Source organism: Pseudomonas sp. Colony2 (assembly GCF_019382755.1).
Taxonomy (GTDB): Bacteria; Pseudomonadota; Gammaproteobacteria; order Pseudomonadales; family Pseudomonadaceae; genus Aquipseudomonas.
The window spans coordinates 1,939,702-1,958,262 of record NZ_CP080030.1 but is presented as its reverse complement, the minus strand read 5'-3'; the positions used below and the strand labels follow the sequence as shown (position 1 = coordinate 1,958,262).

Here is an 18,561-nt window from a genome sequence, read left to right as displayed (position 1 = left end):
AAAGCCTCACAAAACCGCTTTCGGGTAGGAGCCCAGCACCTTGAGTGCCACGGCTTCCTGACTGATTTTCTCGAGCACACCCTTGACCAGAGGGTCGCGGTGATGGCCGACGAAGTCGATAAAGAACACATAAGTCCATTTACCGCTGCGCGAAGGACGAGTCTCGATTCGCGTCAGGTCAATCCCGTTATCGTGGAACGGCACCAGCAGCTCATGCAGCGCGCCGGGCTTGTTGCTCATGGAGACGATGATCGATGTCTTGTCGTCGCCGGTCGGCGGCACTTCCTGGCTGCCGATCATCAGGAAGCGCGTGGAGTTATCCGGGCGATCCTCGATTTTCTCGGCCAGGCGCGTCAACCCATACAGGCCGGCAGCCATGTCGCCGGCAATCGCCGCCGAGTTCCACTCACCCTTGACCCGCTTCGCCGCTTCGGCGTTGCTGGACACCGCCACGCGCTCCACATTCGGGTAGTGCGCGTCCAGCCACTTGCGGCACTGGGCCAGGGACTGGGCGTGGGAGTAGATGCGGCTGATGCTGTCGGTCTTGGTGTTTTCGCCCACCAGCAAGTGGTGGTGAATACGCAACTCGACTTCGCCGCAGATCACCATGTCGTGCTCAAGGAAGCTGTCGAGGGTGTGGTTGACGGCACCTTCGGTGGAGTTTTCCACCGGCACCACGCCAAAATTCACCGCCCCGGCGGCCACTTCACGGAACACTTCGTCGATCGCAGCCATCGGCTTGCTGATCACCGCGTGACCGAAGTGCTTCATGGCCGCGGCTTGAGTGAAGGTGCCTTCCGGGCCCAGGTAAGCCACTTTCAGCGGCTGCTCCAGTGCCAGGCACGAAGACATGATTTCACGGAACAACCGCGCCATCTCTTCGTTGCCCAACGGGCCCTTGTTGCGTTCCATCACGCGCTTGAGCACCTGGGCTTCACGCTCCGGACGGTAGAATACCGGCACTTCGCCTTCAGCCAGGGAAGCCATCTTCACCCGTGCAACTTCCTGGGCGCACCGCGCGCGCTCACTGATCAGTTCCAGGACTTTCTCGTCCAGACTGTCAATGCGTACGCGCAGGGCCTTGAGTTCTTGCTCAGACATTAGCCGTGTTCCTTTTCGAACTCTGCCATGTAAGCCACCAACGCCTTGACGGCGTGGATATCGACAGCGTTATAGATGGAGGCGCGCATGCCACCTACCGAACGGTGGCCCTTGAGGTTCAACAGGCCGCGCTCGTCGGCGCCGGCGAGGAAAGGCTTGTCCAGGCGGTCATCCGCCAGGCGGAACGGCACGTTCATCCACGAACGGTCGGTCAGGTTGATCGGGTTGCTGTACAGGCCGCTGGCGTCGATGAAGTCGTACAGGGTACGTTTCTTCTCTTCGTTGAGCTTGCCCATGGCAGCCACACCGCCCTGCTCTTTCAGCCATTCGAACACCAGGCCCGACAGGTACCAGGCGAAGGCCGGCGGGGTGTTGTACATCGAGCCGTTATCGGCCGCGACCTTGTAGTTGAGCATGGTCGGGCACAGCGAACGCGCACGACCCAACAGGTCTTCACGGACGATGTTGACCAGGATGCCGCTCGGGCCGATGTTCTTCTGTGCACCGGCGTAGATCATGCCGTACTTGGACACATCGATCGGGCGCGAGAGGATGTCCGAGGACATGTCACAGACCAGCGGGACATCACCCACTTCCGGCACCCAATCGAACTCCAGGCCGCCGATGGTTTCGTTCGCCACGTAGTGAACATAGGCCGCGTCTTTCGACAGCTTCCACTCGTTCTGACCGGGGATGGCGAAGTAGTCGTAGGGCTTGGCCGTGCCTGCCACATTGACGTGACCGTAACGGGAGGCCTCTTCAATGGCCTTCTGCCCCCAGATACCGGTGTCGATATAGTCCGCAGTGCCGTCTTCCGGCAGCAGGTTCAGCGGGATCTGGGCGAACTGCTGGCTCGCACCACCCTGCAGGAACAGCACTTTGTAATCGGACGGGATGTCCAGCAAGTCGCGCATATCCTGCTCGGCCTTGGTGGCAATGGACACGAACTCATCGCTGCGATGGCTCATTTCCATCACGGAGAGGCCTTTTCCATGCCAGTCGAGGAGTTCACCCTGCGCGCGCTGCAGGACTGCTTCAGGAAGCGCCGCGGGACCGGCACAGAAGTTATAGGCTCTCTTGCTCACATCCAATCTCTCTGATCTGGTGGGACTGCAATCAACATCCCGCAACGCGGAACCCTGTAGGAGCTGGCTTGCCAGCGATGCAAACGACTCGATGCTTCACTTGAATCGAGTTGATGCCATCGCCGGCAAGCCGGCTCCTACAAGAGCGGCGCGGCGTCGTATTTCAAACGGGACAAACAACAAGGGGGCGAATCTTCATCCGCCCCCTGTGTGTCCGCTTATTCCTGCGGTTCTTCTTCGTCTGCGGCAGCGTCGAGTGCTGGCTCGTCGACGCCGTCATCGGCATCGCCGATCACTTGCCCCTCGAGTGCAATCCCCTCTTCACCTTCCAGCTCCTCGCCTTCGACTTCCGATGGCTCCTGGACACGCTCCAGGCCTACCAACGTTTCGTCGCTGGCCAGCTTGATCAAGGTCACGCCCTGGGTGTTACGCCCCAGGCTCGACACTTCATCAACCCGGGTACGTACCAGGGTGCCCTGGTCGGAAATCAGCATGATTTCCTCACCATCCAGCACCTGGACCGCGCCGACCAGGCGGCCGTTGCGATCGTTGCTGACCATGGCGATAACGCCCTGGCCGCCACGCTTGTACTCGGGGAACTCGCTGATGGCCGTACGCTTGCCGTAGCCGCGGGCCGATGCAGTGAGGATCTCGCTGCCTTCTTCCGGGATCAGCATCGAAATCAGCTTCTGCCCTTCCGGCAGGCGCATGCCGCGCACACCGCGGGCGGTACGGCCCATGGCACGAACGTCGGACTCCTTGAAGCGCGTAACCTTGCCGCCGTCGGAGAACAGCATGACTTCACGCTCGCCGTCAGTGATGGCCGCGCTGATCAATACGTCGCCTTCGTCCAGTTCGAGGGCGATCAGGCCCACGCTGCGTTGACGGCTGAAGGATTCCAGCGGGGTCTTCTTCACGGTGCCTTTCGCAGTGGCCATGAAGATGAAGTGACCTTCGGTGTACTCGTCTACCGGCAGCATGGTGGTGATGTATTCATCACTGTCCAGCGGCAGCAGGTTGACCAGCGGACGACCACGGGCAGCGCGGGACGCTTCCGGGATTTCGTAGGTTTTCAGCCAGTACACCTTGCCCTTGCTGGAGAACAGCAGCAGCGTGGTGTGGCTGTTGGCAACCAGCAGGTGAGCGATGTAGTCCTCATCCTTGACGCCGGTAGCCGATTTGCCTTTACCGCCACGACGCTGGGCCTGGTACGCAGCCAACGGCTGGGTCTTGGCATAGCCACCGTGGGAAATGGTCACGACGCGATCTTCTTCCGGGATCATGTCACCCAGGGTCAGGTCGAGACGGGCGTCGAGAATCTCGGTGCGGCGCACATCGCCGTATTCGGCGCGGATCACTTCCAGTTCTTCGCGGATCACTTCCATCAGGCGCACGGCGCTGTTGAGGATGCGGATCAGCTCGCCGATCTGGTTGAGGATCTCCTGGTACTCGGCCAGCAGTTTCTCGTGTTCCAGGCCGGTCAGACGGTGCAGACGCAGTTCCAGAATGGCCTGGGCCTGTTCCGGGGACAGGAAATACTTGCCGTCGCGCAGGCCGTATTGTGGGTCCAGGGTCTCCGGACGGCACGAATCGGCACCGGCACGTTCCACCATCGCTACTACGGCGCTGGATTCCCACGGCATCTTGATCAGCGCTTCCTTGGCTTCCGACGGCGTCGGCGAAGCCTTGATCAGGGCGATGACCGGGTCGATGTTCGACAGCGCAACAGCCTGGCCTTCCAGGATGTGGCCGCGTTCACGGGCCTTGCGCAGTTCGAATACGGTACGGCGGGTTACCACTTCGCGGCGGTGACGCACGAAGGCTTCCAGCAGATCCTTGAGGTTCAGGATGCGCGGGCGGCCGTCGATCAGCGCTACCACGTTGATACCGAATACGCTTTGCAGCTGGGTCTGGGCGTAGAGGTTGTTGAGGATCACCTCAGGCACTTCGCCACGACGCAGCTCGATCACCACGCGCATACCGTCCTTGTCAGACTCGTCGCGCAGCTCGGTGATGCCTTCCAGCTTCTTCTCTTTAACCAGCTCGGCGATCTTCTCGATCAGACGCGCCTTGTTCAACTGGTAAGGGAGTTCGGTGATGACGATCTGCTGACGGCCACCGACCTTGTCGATGTCTTCGATGATCGAGCGGGCACGCATGTAAATGCGGCCGCGACCGGTACGGTAGGCTTCGATGATGCCGGCGCGACCGTTGATGATCGCGGCGGTCGGGAAGTCCGGACCCGGGATGTACTGCATCAGCTCATCGACGGTCAGCTCGGGGTTGTCGATGAGGGCCAGGCAACCGTCGATGACTTCACCGAGGTTGTGTGGCGGGATGTTGGTGGCCATGCCCACGGCGATACCGCTGGAGCCGTTGACCAACAGGTTGGGAATACGGGTCGGCATGACCGCCGGGATCATTTCGGTGCCGTCGTAGTTCGGCACCCAGTCCACGGTTTCCTTGTGCAGGTCAGCCAGCAGCTCGTGCGCCAGCTTGGTCATGCGCACTTCGGTGTATCGCATGGCCGCAGCGTTGTCGCCGTCGACCGAACCGAAGTTGCCCTGGCCGTCTACCAGCAGGTAGCGCAGGGAAAACGGCTGGGCCATCCGAACGATGGTGTCGTACACCGCAGTGTCGCCGTGAGGGTGATACTTACCGATCACGTCACCGACAACACGGGCAGATTTCTTGTACGGCTTGTTCCAGTCGTTACCCAGCTCGCTCATCGCGAACAGCACACGCCTGTGCACGGGCTTCAAGCCATCGCGCGCATCAGGCAGTGCCCGACCGACAATTACGCTCATCGCGTAGTCGAGGTAGGACTGTTTCAGCTCGTCTTCGATATTGACCGGGAGGATTTCTTTGGCCAGTTCGCCCATGAGAAGCCTGATTCCTTTTTCGGGTGAAACCTCGTCACATCCTATGGGACGAACGAAGCTCGCCGCTGCCGGCATGATGCCTGGCAACGACTTACGACAAATCAACGAGTTATGACACGGATCTGCGCATTAAAGGTTACCCCTTGGGGTGACCCTGGAAACCGCCGGATGTTATCACAATCGCCGCCACGCACCTATCCCCCTGATGCGCATGGAGCATAGTAAGTTGACGGATGACAGGCTTGACGGCGACGAGAGGGCCTTAGAGCTGGATCCAAGGGGATTTTTGCGGGCAAATTGCCTCAATGCAGGCGTTTACGACACATCAGCTGCGCCAACTTCGCCGTGTCGGGGCGTTCGACGATGCCTTTTTCAGTGACGATCACATCAATCAGGTCCGCCGGCGTCACGTCAAACACCGGGTTGAAGGCGTCTACATCAGCGGCTACGCGGGTGCCGCCGACTTCCAGCAGCTCACGGGCGTCGCGCTCTTCAAGCGGCACGTCATCGCCGCTGGCCGCCATCAGGTCGATGGTGGAGCTGGGCGCCACCACCATGAAACGCACGCCGTGATGCATGGCGCACACCGCCAGCTGATAGGTGCCGATCTTGCTGACCACGTCACCGTTGGCCGCAATGCAGTCGGCACCGACGATCACCCAGGTCACGCCCTTGGTCTTGAGAATATGCGCGCCAGCCGAATCGGCATTCACGGTGACCGGAATGCCTTCATTGGCCAATTCCCAGGCCGTCAGCCGCGAGCCTTGCAGCCAGGGCCGGGTTTCGTTGGCGTAGACCCGTTCCACCATGCCTTCCAGGAACGCACCGCGAATCACCCCGAGCGCGGTACCGACGCCGCCGGTAGCCAGCGCACCCGCATTGCCATGGGTCAGGATCGCCTGAACATTGCCCTGATGCTTGCGGATCAGCTCTACACCCAGCTGCGCCATGGTCAGGTTGGCTTCGCGATCACTTTGGTGAATGGCCACCGCCTCGGCTTCCAGTACCGCCAGCGGGTCGGCGTGTTTCTTGAGGCGATCGAGGCAATCGCGCATGCGCTTCATGGCCCAGAAAAGATTCGACGCGGTCGGGCGGGTATCCGCCAGCAGCGCGTAGTCCTCTTCCCAGGCGGCCTGCCAGTCATCGCCCTCGGCGATGTGGGCACGAGCGGCCAGCACCAGGCCATACGCCGCACTGATGCCAATGGCCGGCGCACCGCGCACCACCATCGTGCGAATGGCCTCGGCCACCTCGGCAGCACTGGTGCAGGCGACCCAGGTTTCTGCAGACGGCAAAATACGCTGATCGAGCAGGTACAGTGCGCCATCACGCCAGTCGATGGCCTTCACTTTCTCCGCAGCCAACAGTCGATCGCGCATCCCTCACCCCGCACTCATGAACAAAAGCCGCCGATTATAGCGATCCGCCAGCCAGGACGCTCGGGTATACTTCGCCGTTCTTTATAGATGCCTGGGAAACTGCCCTCGATGACACCGACTGCCGCCCCGCTCGACTTATTGCTGCTGCCCACCTGGCTGGTACCTGTCGAGCCTGCCGGCGTAGTGCTCAAGGAGCACGCCCTGGGCATTCGTGACGGGTGCATTGCGTTTATCGGCCCACGCGCCGCGGCCTTGAAGCTCGCAGCGAGCGAAGTGCGTGAACTGCCGGGCATGCTGCTCAGCCCCGGCCTGATCAACGCCCACGGCCACGCGGCCATGACGCTGTTTCGCGGCCTGGCCGACGACCTGCCGCTGATGACCTGGCTGGAAAACCACATCTGGCCCGCCGAGGCCAAGTGGGTCGACGAAGCCTTCGTCCGCGACGGCACTGACCTGGCCATCGCCGAGCAGATCAAGGGCGGCATCACGTGTTTCTCGGACATGTACTTCTTCCCGAAAGTCGCCAGCGAACGGGTGCACAACAGCGGCATGCGTGCGCAAATCGCCATCCCGATCCTGGATTTCCCGATTCCCGGCGCTGCTGACGCCGACGAGGCGATTCGCCAAGGCGTCGAGCTGTTCGGCGACCTCAAGCATCACCCACGGATCAAAATCACCTTCGGCCCGCACGCGCCGTACACCGTCTGCGATGAAAACCTGGAAAAAATCCGGGTGATCGCCGAGGAACTGGACGCCTCGATCCACATGCACGTGCATGAAACCGCCTTCGAAGTGCAGCAGTCCGTTGAACAGCGTGGTGAACGCCCGCTGGCACGGCTTGGCCGCCTGGGTTTGCTGGGGCCGCGCTTCCAGGCCGTTCACATGACCCAAATCAGCGATGACGACCTGACTTTGCTGGTAGAAAGCAACACCAGCGTGATCCATTGCCCGGAATCCAACCTGAAACTGGCCAGCGGCTTCTGCCCGGTGGAACGCCTGTGGCAAGCCGGCGTCAATGTGGCAGTAGGCACCGACGGCGCGGCCAGCAACAATGACCTCGACCTGCTGGGCGAAACCCGCACCGCCGCGCTGCTGGCCAAGGCCGTCGCCGGCTCGGCCACCGCCCTGGATGCCCACCGCGCCCTGCGCATGGCCACCCTCAACGGCGCCCGGGCCATGGGCCTGGAAAGTCAAATCGGCTCGCTGGAAGTCGGCAAGGCCGCTGACATCGTGGCCTTCGACCTGTCGGGCCTGGCGCAACAACCGATCTACGATCCGGTCTCACAGCTTATATATGCCACCGGACGCGATTGTGTGAAACACCTTTGGGTCGGCGGCAAGCAATTGCTCGACGACCGGCAACTGACCCGCCTGGATGAACAACAGTTGTGCGCCACGGCCATCGCCTGGGGCCAGCGCATCAGCGGACACAGCGAATAACACCCGCCCTGGCAACGCATGCCAGGGCCGGCAAAACGTTTTATCAGATTTAGAGGATTCCCCATGAGCAACGTCGACCACGCTGAAATCGCCAAATTCGAAGCCCTCGCCCATCGCTGGTGGGACCGCGAAAGCGAGTTCAAACCCCTGCACGACATCAACCCGCTGCGGGTCAACTGGATTGACGAGCGCGTCAACCTGGCCGGCAAGAAGGTACTGGATGTGGGTTGCGGCGGCGGGATCCTCAGTGAATCCATGGCTCAGCGCGGCGCCACCGTGATGGGTATCGACATGGGCGAAGCGCCATTGGCCGTGGCCCAGTTGCACCAACTGGAGTCCGGCGTGAACGTCGAATACCGGCAGATCACCGCCGAAGAGCTGGCCGAAGAGATGCCCGGGCAGTTCGACGTGGTCACTTGCCTGGAAATGCTCGAGCACGTGCCGGACCCGTCCTCGGTGATCCGCGCCTGCTTCCGCATGGTCAAGCCCGGTGGCCAGGTGTTCTTCTCCACCATCAACCGCAATCCGAAGGCGTACCTGTTCGCGATCATCGGTGCCGAATACATCATGAAGCTGCTGCCCCGCGGCACCCATGACTTCAAGAAATTCATCCGCCCTTCCGAGCTGGGCGCCTGGAGCCGTCAGGCCGGGCTGACCGTCAAGGACATCATCGGCTTGACCTACAACCCGCTGACCAAGCACTACAAGCTGGCCAGCGACGTTGACGTCAACTACATGATCCAGACCCTGCGCGAGGAGTAAGCCTGTGAAGTTGCGAGCGGTTCTTTTCGACATGGACGGTACCCTGCTGGACACCGCGCCAGACTTTATCGCCATCTGCCAGGCCATGCGCGCTGACCGCGGCCTGGCACCGATCAACGACCAGCACATCCGCGATGAAATCTCCGGCGGCGCCCGGGCGATGGTCGCCGTGACCTTTTCCATGGACCCCGAGTCCCCGGGCTTTGAAGAGCTGCGCCAGGAATTCCTCGAGCGTTACCTCAAGGGCTGCGCGATCCACAGCAAGCTGTTCGAGGGCATGGAGGAGCTGCTGGTGGATATCGAGAAATCCAGGCTGATCTGGGGCGTGGTCACCAACAAGCCACTGCGCTTTGCCGAACCGATCATGCAGCAGCTGGGCCTGGCCGAGCGCTCCGCGCTGCTGATCTGCCCGGACCACGTGAAGAACAGCAAGCCAGACCCGGAACCGTTGATCCTGGCGTGCAAGATGCTCGACCTGGACCCGGCCAGCGTGCTGTTCGTGGGGGATGACCTGCGGGACATCGAGTCGGGCCGCGACGCCGGCACTCGTACCGCGGCGGTCACCTACGGCTATATCCACCCGGACGACAACCCGCGCAACTGGGGTGCCGATGTGGTGGTGGATCACCCGCTGGAATTGCGCAAAGTGCTGGACAGCGCGCTGTGCAGCTGCTGATCGGGACTGCCTGAGGTTGCTGCAACTTTGTGGCGAGGGAGCTTGCTCCCGTTCGACTGCGCAGCAGTCGCGAAAGCTGGGGCTGCTTCGCAACCCAACGGGAGCAAGCTCCCTCGCCACAGAAGCCTTGGCCAGCCTTAGCCGCAATCAATCACATGGATTTTCTGTGAACTTTGTCGAGGTTGTTTATGTTTGATTACTCCGCACGTCCAGAACTGCTCAAGGGCCGGGTCATCCTGGTCACCGGCGCCGGTCGCGGGATTGGCGCAGCGGCGGCCAAAACCTATGCTGCCCACGGCGCCACCGTGCTGCTGCTGGGCAAGACCGAAGCCAACCTGGCCCAGGTCTACGACGAAATCGAAGCCGCCGGCCAACCGCAGCCGGTGGTGATCCCGTTCAACCTGGAGACCGCCCTGCCCCATCAATACGATGAGCTGGCAGCGATGATCGAAAAGGAGTTCGGCCACCTCGACGGTTTGCTGCACAACGCCTCGATCATCGGCCCGCGCACGCCGATCGAGCAGTTGTCCGGCGAGAACTTCATGCGGGTGATGCATGTGAACGTCAACGCGATGTTCATGCTGACCAGCACGTTGTTGCCGCTGCTCAAGCTGTCCCAGGATGCGTCGGTGGTGTTCACCTCAAGCAGCGTGGGCCGCAAGGGCCGTGCCTATTGGGGGGCGTACGGGGTGTCGAAGTTTGCCACCGAAGGCCTGATGCAAACCCTGGCGGACGAGCTGGATAACGTCGCACCGGTGCGCGCCAACAGCATCAACCCAGGCGCCACCCGCACCAGCATGCGGGCCCAGGCGTATCCAGGGGAGAACCCGACCGATAACCCGACACCGGAGGAAATCATGCCGGTGTACCTGTACCTGATGGGGCCGGACAGTACCGGCATCAATGGGCAGGCGTTTGACGCGCAATAACTATCTGGAACACAGTGCAACCTAATGTGGGAGCGGGCTTGCTCGCGAAGGCGGAGTGTCAGTCAACAGAGATATCGACTGATCCACCGCCTTCGCGAGCAAGCCCGCTCCCACATTTGTATTGCGGTGATCTCTAGAACTTAGTTCTTCACCACTTCCTCAAGCGTGAAGCGCCCCAGCGGGTTTTGCAGGAAGTTGCTCACGTTCTTGCGTGAGATGTTGATGTACGGGCTGTAGTACAGGTCGATCCAGTTCACATCCTGTTTCGCCATTTTCTGCAGGTCGACGTACATCTGCTCACGCTTGACCGGGTCCGCCTCGATCCGCGCCGCGGCCACCAGGTCCTTGACCTTGTCGTTCTTGTAGCGGGTCATGTAGTTCTGGTTGGTGTCGTGGCCCAGCACGAAGGTGGTCTTCTGGTCCGGGTCGAGGATGTCGTTGGTCCAGTACATCACCGAAATATCGTAATCACCGTCCACCAGCATCTGCCAGCTTTGGGTCGGGTCGACCTTTTGCAGGTTGGCCGTCACACCGACCTTGGCCAGTTGATCCTTGATCATCACCGCAATCTGCTCGTCGGCTTCGTTGCCGGCGTTGACCACATAGTTGAGCTTCAAGTCCTGGGCGCCGGCAGCCGCCAGCAGCTTCTTGGCTTCGGTCGGGTCATACGGGCGTTGCAGGTTGTTGGCGTAGTGGTACAGCGAGCCTTTTGGGATGTAGGAATAGGCCACGGTGCCCTGGCCGAAGGTGGCGGTTTTCACCAGCGATTGTTTATCGATGGCCATGTCCAGCGCCTGGCGCACTTCCGGCTTGGCCAGCAGGCCGTGGGCGTGGTTGATCAACAGGTGATCTTCACGGGTAGACGGGTCGGAGTGCACCACCACGTTCTTGTCTTTTTTCAGCTCTTCAACCCGGGAAAACGGGACGAAGATCGCCGTGTCCAGCTCGTTGTTCTGCACCATGCGCATGCGCGTGTTGTCGTCGGTGACGGAGACCCATTCCACACCATCCAGGCTGACGTTGCTGGCCTGCCAGAAGTTCGGGTTCTTCTTCAGGATCACCCGATCGCCCTTGCGCCACTCGCCCACGGTAAATGCGCCAGAGGTCACCGGGTTTTCCGAGTAGGCGTCTTCACCCATCTGGGTCATGGCTTTTTCCGACAGGATCGACACCGTCGGCGAAGCGAGTTGCGAGAGGAAGGCCACCGCCGGGGTTTTCAAGGTCACTACCAGGGTTTGCGGGTCGCTGGCCTTGGCGGTGTTGATCAGGCTGAACGGGTCGCTCCACAGCGAGGCCTTGTTGTCGCGGATGCGCAACAGGCTGAAGGCAGCGTCTTCGGCGGTGATCGGCGAGCCATCCGAGAACTTCGCGGCACGCAGCTTGAAAGTGTACGTCAGGCCGTCCTTGGAAATGTCCCAGCTTTCGGCCAGCCCCGGTTCCATCTTGGTGCCCAGGTTGTCCACGCGTACCAGGGTGTCGTAGACGTTGGCGAACACCCAGGTATCGCGGTTCTGCGCGCTTTTGATCGGGTCAAACGTGGTGCTGTCTTCGCGGCAACCGATGGTCAGCACACCTGCGGCGTGGGCAATACCGGCGGTCAGCGACCAGGCGGTGAGTGTGGCGGCGGCGAGCAACTTCAAGTGACGGGATTGCATGTCATAACTCCTTGTCTATAACGGCGGTTGTTCATGATCGGCAGGAAGGGTTCAAAGCAAAGGTTCTTCAAGCACGCAACTGTACCGATGCGTTTGCACAACGTGAGTCGGCGGCAATACCTCGGCACACACGGCTCGTGCATGTCGGCAACGCGGGTGAAAGGCGCAACCATTAGGCAGCTTCAGCGGGCTCGGCGGCTCGCCCGGCAACGGTTCGCTGGGCAACGGGCGGTACGGATCAATCTCCGGGATCGCCTGGATCAACGCTGCTGTGTAGGGATGGCGCGGCGTGGTGAACACCGCCTCCACCGGACCTTCCTCAACGATTTTCCCCAGGTACATCACCGCCACCCGGTCGCACAGGCGGCGGACGATGGCCAGGTCGTGGGCGATAAACAGGATCGCCAGGTTCATGCGCTGTTGCAGTTCCAGCAGCAGGTTGATGATCTGGCCCTGGATCGACACATCCAGGGCAGCCACGCATTCGTCGGCGATGATCAGCCGCGGCTCCACCGCCAGCGCCCGGGCAATGCCGACGCGCTGGCACTGGCCGCCGCTCAGGGAGCCAGGCTTGCGGCTGGCAAGCTCGGGGCGCAGGCCTACCAGATCGAGTAATTCGTCGACCCGGCGTGGGATGTTTTCTGGCGCCACCTTGCGCTGCACCCGCAGGACTTCGGCAATGGTTTCGCCGATGGTCAGCCGCGGGTTCAGGGCCGCGTAGGGATCCTGGAAGATCATCGCCGTCTCGTGCCGCAAACGAGCGATATCGACCGGCCCGGCGTGGGCCATGTCGATGCCGTCAAACACCACCTGCCCGGCGCTGATGGGGTTGAGGTGCAGGATCGCCCTCCCCAATGTGCTTTTGCCGCTGCCGGACTCGCCCACCAAACCCAGTGTTTCACCGGCGGCCAGGGTCAACGACACCCCGTTGACCGCCCTCACCCACTGTTTATTCAGGCCGAACAGGCCGCTGCCGGCGGCGGCGAAACGCACCTCAAGGTCATTCACCTGCAACAGCGTCATGGGCGAACTCCCAGGGGATAGTGACAGGCCACCCGCGCGCCTTCCGGCAGCAGCTCGGTGCACAAGCTGCCGACTTGCGGGCAGCGCGGGTTGAACCGGCAGCCCTTGGGCAATGCGTCGAGCAATGGCGGTTGGCCGGCGATGGTGCGCAACAGGGCGTGGCCGCTGCTGGTGGCGGGCTGGCACTCGATCAGGCCGGCGGTGTAAGGGTGTTGCGGGTGTGCCAGCAGCTCGTATTTGCTGCCGTGTTCGCACAGGCGCCCGGCGTACATCACGGCGATGGAGTCGCAGGTTTGCGCCACCACGCCCAGGTCGTGAGTGATCATGATGATCGACAGGCCACGCTGGTCCCGCAGGTCCAGCAACAGCCGCAGAATCTGGGCTTGCACGGTCACGTCGAGGGCGGTGGTCGGTTCGTCGGCAATCAGCACCTTGGGATTGCAGCCAAGGGCCACCGCGATCATTGCCCGCTGGCGCATGCCGCCGGAAAACTCGTGGGGGTAATTGTCGATCCGCGCCTGGGGATCGGGAATGCCGACCTGGCGCAGCACTTCGATAGCCTGCAAGCGCGCCTCCTTTTTCGACGCGCCCTGGTGCAGTCGGATGCCTTCGGCGATCTGCTCGCCGATGCGCATCAACGGGTCGAGGTGGCTGCTGGGGTTCTGGAAAATCATCCCAAGTTGCCCACCGCGTACCGCGCGCATGCCGGCGTCATCCAGCTGCAGAAGGTCCTGGCCCGCCAGGCGCACCGAACCGCCCTGCACCCGCAGGCTCGGGGACGGCAGCAAGCGCATCAGCCCGCGACAGGCCATGGTCTTGCCCGAACCGCTTTCGCCCACCAGGCCGAGGATTTCACCTTCGGCCAGGTCGAACGACACCCGGTCCACCAACGTTACGTCGCGCCCGGTGTTATTGGCGATGACGCTCAGGTCCTGCACCTGCAACAGGCTCATGAGCGATCCCCCAGCATTTGCGCCACACCATCGGCCAGCAGGCTGAAGCCCATGGCCAGGGTCACGATGGCCAGGCCCGGGAAAGTGCAAATCCACCAGGCGGTGGTGATGAACGCCTGGCCTTCGGCAACCATGGTGCCCCACTCGGCGGTCGGCGGTTGTACGCCCAGGCCGAGGTAGCTGACCGCTGCTCCGTTGAGCAGCACCAGCACTGCGTCAGACATCGAGAACACAATCGAACCGAACATCGCGTTGGGCAACAAATGCCGGAACAGAATGCGCCCATGGCCAAAGCCCAGGCTTTTGGCGGCCAGGGCGAAGTCGCTTTCCTTGAGCACCAGGATCTGCGAGCGGATCAGCCGCGCGTAGGACACCCAGCCCACCAGCGCCATGGCGATGTAAAAGCTTTTCAAACCCGGGCCGAGAATGGCCATGATCGCCAGCATCAGCACCAGGAAAGGGAACGCGAGGATCACGTCGATCACCCGCATGCAGAAGCTGTCGAAACGCCCGCCGATGTAGCCGGACACCGCACCGACGAAGGTGCCGATCAGGAACGGAAAGATCACCCCGACCACCGCCAGTTGCAGGTCGATGCGTGCGCCCCAGATCACCCTCGAAAGGATGTCTCGCCCGTAGTTGTCCGTGCCAAATGGATGGGCCTGGCTGGGACCCAGCAAACTGATGTCGTTGTTTTGCGCAATCGGGTCAAAGGGTGCGATCCAGGGGGCGAACACGGCCAGCGCCAGCCATGTCAGCAGAATCAACAGGCCCCAGGCCGCCGTCAGCCGGCCATTGCGAAAACCAAAGCGCAGGCGCAGGCGCCATGGGGCGATCAATGGGCGGCTGCTCATTGCATCTTCACTCGCGGGTCCAGCGTGACCGTCACCACATCGGCAACAAAGTTGACCAGCACGGTGGCACAGGCCAGCACCATCGCCACGCCCTGCACCACCATGTAGTCGCGGGTGAAGATGCCGCGCACCAGCAATTGGCCGATGCCGGGAATCGCAAACAGGCTTTCGATCACCACCGTGCCGCTGATCAGCCAGCCAATGTTCACCGCCAGCAGGTTCACCGCCGGCACCAGGGAATTGGGCAGCACATGACGACGAAACACCGCCGCCTCCGACAACCCGCGCGCCCGGGCGGCGGTAACGTGGTCAGCCTGCAACTCCATCAACATGCTCGCCCGCAGGTTGCGCACCAGCACCGCCGACAGCGCCAGGGCGATGGTCAGGCACGGCAGAACCATGTGGTGCGCCTTGTCCAGCCAGGTGCGCCCATACCCGGAGACCGGGAACAGGCCCCATTGCACGCTGAGCAACAGGATCAGCATCAAGCCCAGCCAGAACGCCGGCATGCCCAGGCCCACCGTAGTGAACAGCCGGATCAGGTTATCCGCCCAGCCACCTTTATTACGCGCGGCCACGGTGGCCAGCGGCACGGCGATCAACAGCGCCAGCAGCACACTGCCGAGCACCAGGAACAGGGTCGGCTCGATGCGGGTGACGATCAGTTTCAGCGCGTCGACCTTGTACAGCAGTGACTGGCCGAGGTCGCCCTTGAGCAGGTTTTTCAGGAAGTAGAAATATTGCAGCCACAGCGGCTGGTCGAGGCCGTACTGGGCGCGGATCTTCAGCAAGGCGTCCGGGGTGCTGCGCGAACCCAGCAGGGCCCGCGCCGGGTCGCCGGGAATCGAGCGCACCAGCACAAAGGTGATCAGGCTGATGCCAAACAGCACCGGCAGCAATTGCAGCGGCCGGGACAGCACAAAACGGTAACGCGCCAGGTTCATCCGTCAGCCTCGATGACGAGCGAGGAAGTCCAGCAGCACCGGGAAGTATGCCTGGGGCTCTTCGTAAAAAGGCATATGGCTGCTGTTGGGGAACACGTGCAGCTCGGCGTGCCGGGCCGCGCTTTTCATGCGCATGGCGCAGGCCGGGGTCAGTTCGTCGTGCTGGCCGGTGGTGATCAGTATCGGCATCTTGAACTCGGCCATCTCGGGGATGCGGTTCCAGTCCTTGAGGTTGCCGATGTAGAGAAATTCGTTGGGACCCTGCATGGTTTCGTAGGGGCCCATGTTCCAGTCGCCGAGGGAACGCTGGACCGGCGCCGGCCATTCGTCCAGGCGGCAGACGTGGCGGTAGTTGAGCAAGGTGATGGCGGCCTGGTACTGCGGGTGATCGAGGGTGCCCATGGCTTCATGGCGTTGCATCATCGCCACGGTTTCGCTGCCCAGGGCGCCGCGCAGGCGTTCCAGCTCGAGGGACAGGTGCGGAATGTCGCCGACGGTGTTTTCCAGGATCAGGCTTTTCAGCGCATCGGGGTAGTGAATGGCGTACTCGATGCCCAACCATCCGCCCCAGGAATGCCCCAGCAAGTGCACGCGGCCAAGGCCAAGGGCCTGGCGCACGGTTTCGACTTCTTCGACATAACGGCTGATTTCCCACAGCGAAACATCGGTCGGTCTGGCTGAAGCGCCCGTGCCAAGCTGGTCGAATGCAACCACTCGCAGGCCGTTGTCCTTGAGCCAGCCATGGGCGTCGCGCAAGTAGTCGCAAGGCAGCCCGGGGCCGCCATTGAGGCACAGCAACACTTCATCGCCTTCGCCAAAGCTATAGGCCACGAGGTTGTGGCCATCGACCTGCACGTTGTACCGCTGGTCGGGGGCAATTTCACGCCACATGCATACATTCCTTGTTGTGTGTCGGCCCTGTGGAGAGTGGCCGTTTAGAGGCCAACACTACCGAGGATGCCGCGTGTCCATAACCTGGTAATTCTTATAGGTTTGGTCTGGCAGTCCTTCGCCGGGGCGTGGCATTCTACTTGCAGCAAGACGAGATTCAAATGAAATCGGGAGCAGAACGGATGCTGGCCAGGCTAACTGCGTTTAATGACCGTCTCATCCCCGGCAGGAGCCTGGATGAACAGATGGACAACACCCTCGTATTGGCCCAGGACCTGGGTTTTGATGCGTTGGTCTACGACTACACCCCCGTGCCCATTGACCATAATGGTGCACTGATCACCCCTTCTGTGCTGCAACTGCGCAATACCCCGCCCGACTGGTACAACCTGTGGTGCAGCTCCGGTTTTTATCAGATCGATCCGGTGCAACACCTCGCACTGTCGACGGTTTCACCATTTGTGTGGTCCTACGAGGCCAAGGCCGATACCGCGCTGCAAAAAATCATCGACCCCTGCCACGCCCCGGTTTCCAGCTACTTGCACGACCGCCAGATGACCTGCGGCGTCAGCGTGCCGATCCATTTGCCCCGTGGCGGCTTCGCCTCGCTGACCGGCCTGCGCACCGGCAAGGCCAGCGCCGTGTTGCAGGACGCCCGCCAGACGCTGTCGGAATTCAGCCTGATTACCCACGCCTTGCAGGAAGCGGCCTACCCGCTTTTCAGCAAGGAACTGCGCTCCTACCCGCATATCCGCCTGACCAAGCGTGAGCGCGAATGCCTGAAATGGGCCGCCGACGGCCTGACCGCCGCCGAAATCGCCACGCAATTGAGCCGCTCCCTGGCAGTGGTTACCCTGCACCTGGCGTCGGCCATGCACAAACTGGGGGCCAAGAACCGGGTGCAAGCGGTGGTACGGGCCACTCATTACCGGCTGCTGGAAGACTGATCCGAAGGAAAAACCTAGCTGTTTTGCTAGTTACTTAAACTTTCTGTGCCGACTATCGTGTACCTGATCACTTTTTCTCAGGGCAGGGCACGAAATGGAATTCATCGAAACAATCCGCGAAGGCTATGCGGCCTTTCGCGACTACCAGACCTGGTATCGGGTAACCGGCGATCTGGACAGCGGCCTCACGCCGCTGGTCATCCTCCATGGTGGCCCGGGTTGTACCCATGATTATGTCGATGCCTACAAGGACGTAGCCGCCAGTGGCCACGCGGTCATTCACTACGACCAACTGGGCAACGGCCGCTCCACCCACCTGCCTGACAAAGACCCTTCATTCTGGACCGTCGGCTTGTTCCTCGAAGAACTGGACAACCTGCTGGACCATCTGCAGATCAGCAACAACTACGCGATCCTGGGTCAATCCTGGGGCGGCATGCTCGGCAGCGAACACGCCATCCTGCAACCCAAGGGCCTGCGTGCATTTATTCCGGCCAACTCGCCGACCTGCATGCGTACCTGGGTTGCCGAGGCCAACCGCCTGCGCAAGCTACTGCCTGAAGGCGTGCACGAGACCTTGCTCAAGCATGAACAGGCCGGCACCTACCAGGACCCTGAATACCTGGCCGCCTCGCGGATTTTCTATGACCAGCACGTGTGTCGGGTCAATCCGTGGCCGGAAGAAGTCGCCCGCACATTCGCCCAGGTGGATTCGGACCCGACGGTGTATCACGCCATGAGCGGCCCGACGGAATTCCATGTGATTGGCAGCTTGAAAGACTGGAACGTGATCGGCCGGCTGTCGAAGGTCAATGTGCCGACCCTGGTGATTTCCGGTCGCCATGACGAGGCCACGCCGCTGGTGGTCAAGCCGTTCCTGGATGAGATCGCCGATGTGCGCTGGGCGCTGTTCGAAGACTCCAGCCACATGCCGCATGTTGAAGAGCGACAGGCGTGCATGGGGACGGTGGTGCAGTTTTTGGATGAGGCTTGTTCGGTGCCCCACAGAACGCTCAAGACTGGCTGAGATCAAAATGTGG

At 61.7% G+C, this 18,561-nt stretch carries 16 protein-coding genes; 6 read left to right on the top strand and 10 right to left on the bottom strand.

The features are described 5' to 3' along the window. Positions 1–6 precede the first annotated feature (6 nt). The 4 genes from pheA to mtnA all read right to left on the bottom strand — a co-directional run bounded on the left by pheA (position 7) and on the right by mtnA (position 6,447). Positions 7–1,101: a prephenate dehydratase gene (gene pheA / locus JV201_RS08395; RefSeq protein ID WP_003218812.1), complete on the bottom strand. Its 1,095-nt coding sequence runs from the start codon at positions 1,099–1,101 to the stop codon at positions 7–9. Further along, positions 1,101–2,186 carry a 3-phosphoserine/phosphohydroxythreonine transaminase gene (gene serC / locus JV201_RS08390; RefSeq protein WP_003218814.1) on the bottom strand — a complete coding sequence of 362 codons (1,086 nt, stop codon included), beginning with the start codon at positions 2,184–2,186 and terminating at the stop codon, positions 1,101–1,103. The genes pheA and serC overlap by 1 nt, the downstream gene beginning before the upstream one ends. Before the next feature lie 218 nt (positions 2,187–2,404). Continuing rightward, positions 2,405–5,068, bottom strand: a complete 2,664-nt coding sequence (gene gyrA / locus JV201_RS08385) for a DNA gyrase subunit A (protein ID WP_219406732.1) — start codon at positions 5,066–5,068, stop codon at positions 2,405–2,407. A 302-nt stretch (positions 5,069–5,370) separates the two neighbouring features. After that, positions 5,371–6,447 carry an S-methyl-5-thioribose-1-phosphate isomerase gene (gene mtnA, locus JV201_RS08380; RefSeq protein ID WP_087693679.1) on the bottom strand — a complete coding sequence of 359 codons (1,077 nt, stop codon included), beginning with the start codon at positions 6,445–6,447 and terminating at the stop codon, positions 5,371–5,373. A 108-nt stretch (positions 6,448–6,555) separates the two neighbouring features. Here mtnA and JV201_RS08375 point away from each other — a divergent pair, with 108 nt between their 5' ends. The 4 genes from JV201_RS08375 to JV201_RS08360 all read left to right on the top strand — a co-directional run bounded on the left by JV201_RS08375 (position 6,556) and on the right by JV201_RS08360 (position 10,254). Further along, positions 6,556–7,887: a TRZ/ATZ family hydrolase gene (locus JV201_RS08375; protein ID WP_003218823.1), complete on the top strand. Its 1,332-nt coding sequence runs from the start codon at positions 6,556–6,558 to the stop codon at positions 7,885–7,887. A 63-nt stretch (positions 7,888–7,950) separates the two neighbouring features. Further along, complete coding sequence (ubiG, locus tag JV201_RS08370; RefSeq protein WP_003218825.1) at positions 7,951–8,649, top strand: bifunctional 2-polyprenyl-6-hydroxyphenol methylase/3-demethylubiquinol 3-O-methyltransferase UbiG; 699 nt, start codon at positions 7,951–7,953, stop codon at positions 8,647–8,649. Between the two features lie 4 nt (positions 8,650–8,653). Next, complete coding sequence (gene mupP / locus JV201_RS08365; RefSeq protein WP_003218827.1) at positions 8,654–9,325, top strand: N-acetylmuramic acid 6-phosphate phosphatase MupP; 672 nt, start codon at positions 8,654–8,656, stop codon at positions 9,323–9,325. A 188-nt stretch (positions 9,326–9,513) separates the two neighbouring features. Beyond that, complete coding sequence (locus tag JV201_RS08360; RefSeq protein WP_003218829.1) at positions 9,514–10,254, top strand: YciK family oxidoreductase; 741 nt, start codon at positions 9,514–9,516, stop codon at positions 10,252–10,254. A 140-nt stretch (positions 10,255–10,394) separates the two neighbouring features. On the opposite strand, the gene JV201_RS08355 is transcribed toward JV201_RS08360, so the two are convergent. From JV201_RS08355 to JV201_RS08330, 6 genes are read right to left on the bottom strand one after another with little or no spacing between them, the layout of a single operon-like run. Further along, positions 10,395–11,909 carry an ABC transporter substrate-binding protein gene (locus tag JV201_RS08355; RefSeq protein ID WP_177040076.1) on the bottom strand — a complete coding sequence of 505 codons (1,515 nt, stop codon included), beginning with the start codon at positions 11,907–11,909 and terminating at the stop codon, positions 10,395–10,397. 51 nt (positions 11,910–11,960) lie between these two features. Continuing rightward, the gene (locus tag JV201_RS08350) at positions 11,961–12,932 is read right to left on the bottom strand and encodes an ABC transporter ATP-binding protein (protein ID WP_177036274.1); all 972 of its coding nucleotides are present in this window, start codon (positions 12,930–12,932) and stop codon (positions 11,961–11,963) included. Then, a complete protein-coding gene (locus JV201_RS08345; RefSeq protein ID WP_102368420.1) occupies positions 12,929–13,885 on the bottom strand; it encodes an ABC transporter ATP-binding protein in 957 nt (318 codons plus the stop codon). Before JV201_RS08345 ends, JV201_RS08350 begins: the two co-directional genes overlap by 4 nt. Continuing rightward, positions 13,882–14,739: an ABC transporter permease gene (locus JV201_RS08340; protein WP_219406731.1), complete on the bottom strand. Its 858-nt coding sequence runs from the start codon at positions 14,737–14,739 to the stop codon at positions 13,882–13,884. Before JV201_RS08340 ends, JV201_RS08345 begins: the two co-directional genes overlap by 4 nt. Further along, positions 14,736–15,683, bottom strand: a complete 948-nt coding sequence (locus JV201_RS08335) for an ABC transporter permease (protein ID WP_003218838.1) — start codon at positions 15,681–15,683, stop codon at positions 14,736–14,738. The genes JV201_RS08340 and JV201_RS08335 overlap by 4 nt, the downstream gene beginning before the upstream one ends. A gap of 3 nt (positions 15,684–15,686) precedes the next feature. Continuing rightward, positions 15,687–16,574: a proline iminopeptidase-family hydrolase gene (locus tag JV201_RS08330; RefSeq protein ID WP_008437674.1), complete on the bottom strand. Its 888-nt coding sequence runs from the start codon at positions 16,572–16,574 to the stop codon at positions 15,687–15,689. A gap of 182 nt (positions 16,575–16,756) precedes the next feature. Here JV201_RS08330 and JV201_RS08325 point away from each other — a divergent pair, with 182 nt between their 5' ends. After that, the gene (locus JV201_RS08325; RefSeq protein WP_008437673.1) at positions 16,757–17,521 is read left to right on the top strand and encodes a LuxR family transcriptional regulator; all 765 of its coding nucleotides are present in this window, start codon (positions 16,757–16,759) and stop codon (positions 17,519–17,521) included. Between the two features lie 94 nt (positions 17,522–17,615). Then, positions 17,616–18,548 (top strand): proline iminopeptidase-family hydrolase, encoded by a 933-nt coding sequence (locus tag JV201_RS08320; RefSeq protein ID WP_003218843.1) that lies wholly within the window; start codon positions 17,616–17,618, stop codon positions 18,546–18,548. The last annotated feature ends 13 nt before the right edge of the window (positions 18,549–18,561 follow it).

Excerpts from the sequence above, each read along its gene's own strand:
- JV201_RS08375 (WP_003218823.1), top strand. The coding sequence starts at position 6,556 with ATGACACCGACTGCCGCCCCGCTCGACTTATTGCTGCTGCCCACCTGG.
- pheA (WP_003218812.1), bottom strand. The coding sequence starts at position 1,101 with ATGTCTGAGCAAGAACTCAAGGCCCTGCGCGTACGCATTGACAGTCTG.
- JV201_RS08325 (WP_008437673.1), top strand. The coding sequence starts at position 16,757 with ATGCTGGCCAGGCTAACTGCGTTTAATGACCGTCTCATCCCCGGCAGG.
- gyrA (WP_219406732.1), bottom strand. The coding sequence starts at position 5,068 with ATGGGCGAACTGGCCAAAGAAATCCTCCCGGTCAATATCGAAGACGAG.
- JV201_RS08340 (WP_219406731.1), bottom strand. The coding sequence starts at position 14,739 with ATGAGCAGCCGCCCATTGATCGCCCCATGGCGCCTGCGCCTGCGCTTT.
- JV201_RS08350 (WP_177036274.1), bottom strand. The coding sequence starts at position 12,932 with ATGACGCTGTTGCAGGTGAATGACCTTGAGGTGCGTTTCGCCGCCGCC.
- JV201_RS08345 (WP_102368420.1), bottom strand. The coding sequence starts at position 13,885 with ATGAGCCTGTTGCAGGTGCAGGACCTGAGCGTCATCGCCAATAACACC.
- JV201_RS08360 (WP_003218829.1), top strand. The coding sequence starts at position 9,514 with ATGTTTGATTACTCCGCACGTCCAGAACTGCTCAAGGGCCGGGTCATC.
- JV201_RS08330 (WP_008437674.1), bottom strand. The coding sequence starts at position 16,574 with ATGTGGCGTGAAATTGCCCCCGACCAGCGGTACAACGTGCAGGTCGAT.
- JV201_RS08320 (WP_003218843.1), top strand. The coding sequence starts at position 17,616 with ATGGAATTCATCGAAACAATCCGCGAAGGCTATGCGGCCTTTCGCGAC.
- ubiG (WP_003218825.1), top strand. The coding sequence starts at position 7,951 with ATGAGCAACGTCGACCACGCTGAAATCGCCAAATTCGAAGCCCTCGCC.
- JV201_RS08355 (WP_177040076.1), bottom strand. The coding sequence starts at position 11,909 with ATGCAATCCCGTCACTTGAAGTTGCTCGCCGCCGCCACACTCACCGCC.
- JV201_RS08335 (WP_003218838.1), bottom strand. The coding sequence starts at position 15,683 with ATGAACCTGGCGCGTTACCGTTTTGTGCTGTCCCGGCCGCTGCAATTG.
- mtnA (WP_087693679.1), bottom strand. The coding sequence starts at position 6,447 with ATGCGCGATCGACTGTTGGCTGCGGAGAAAGTGAAGGCCATCGACTGG.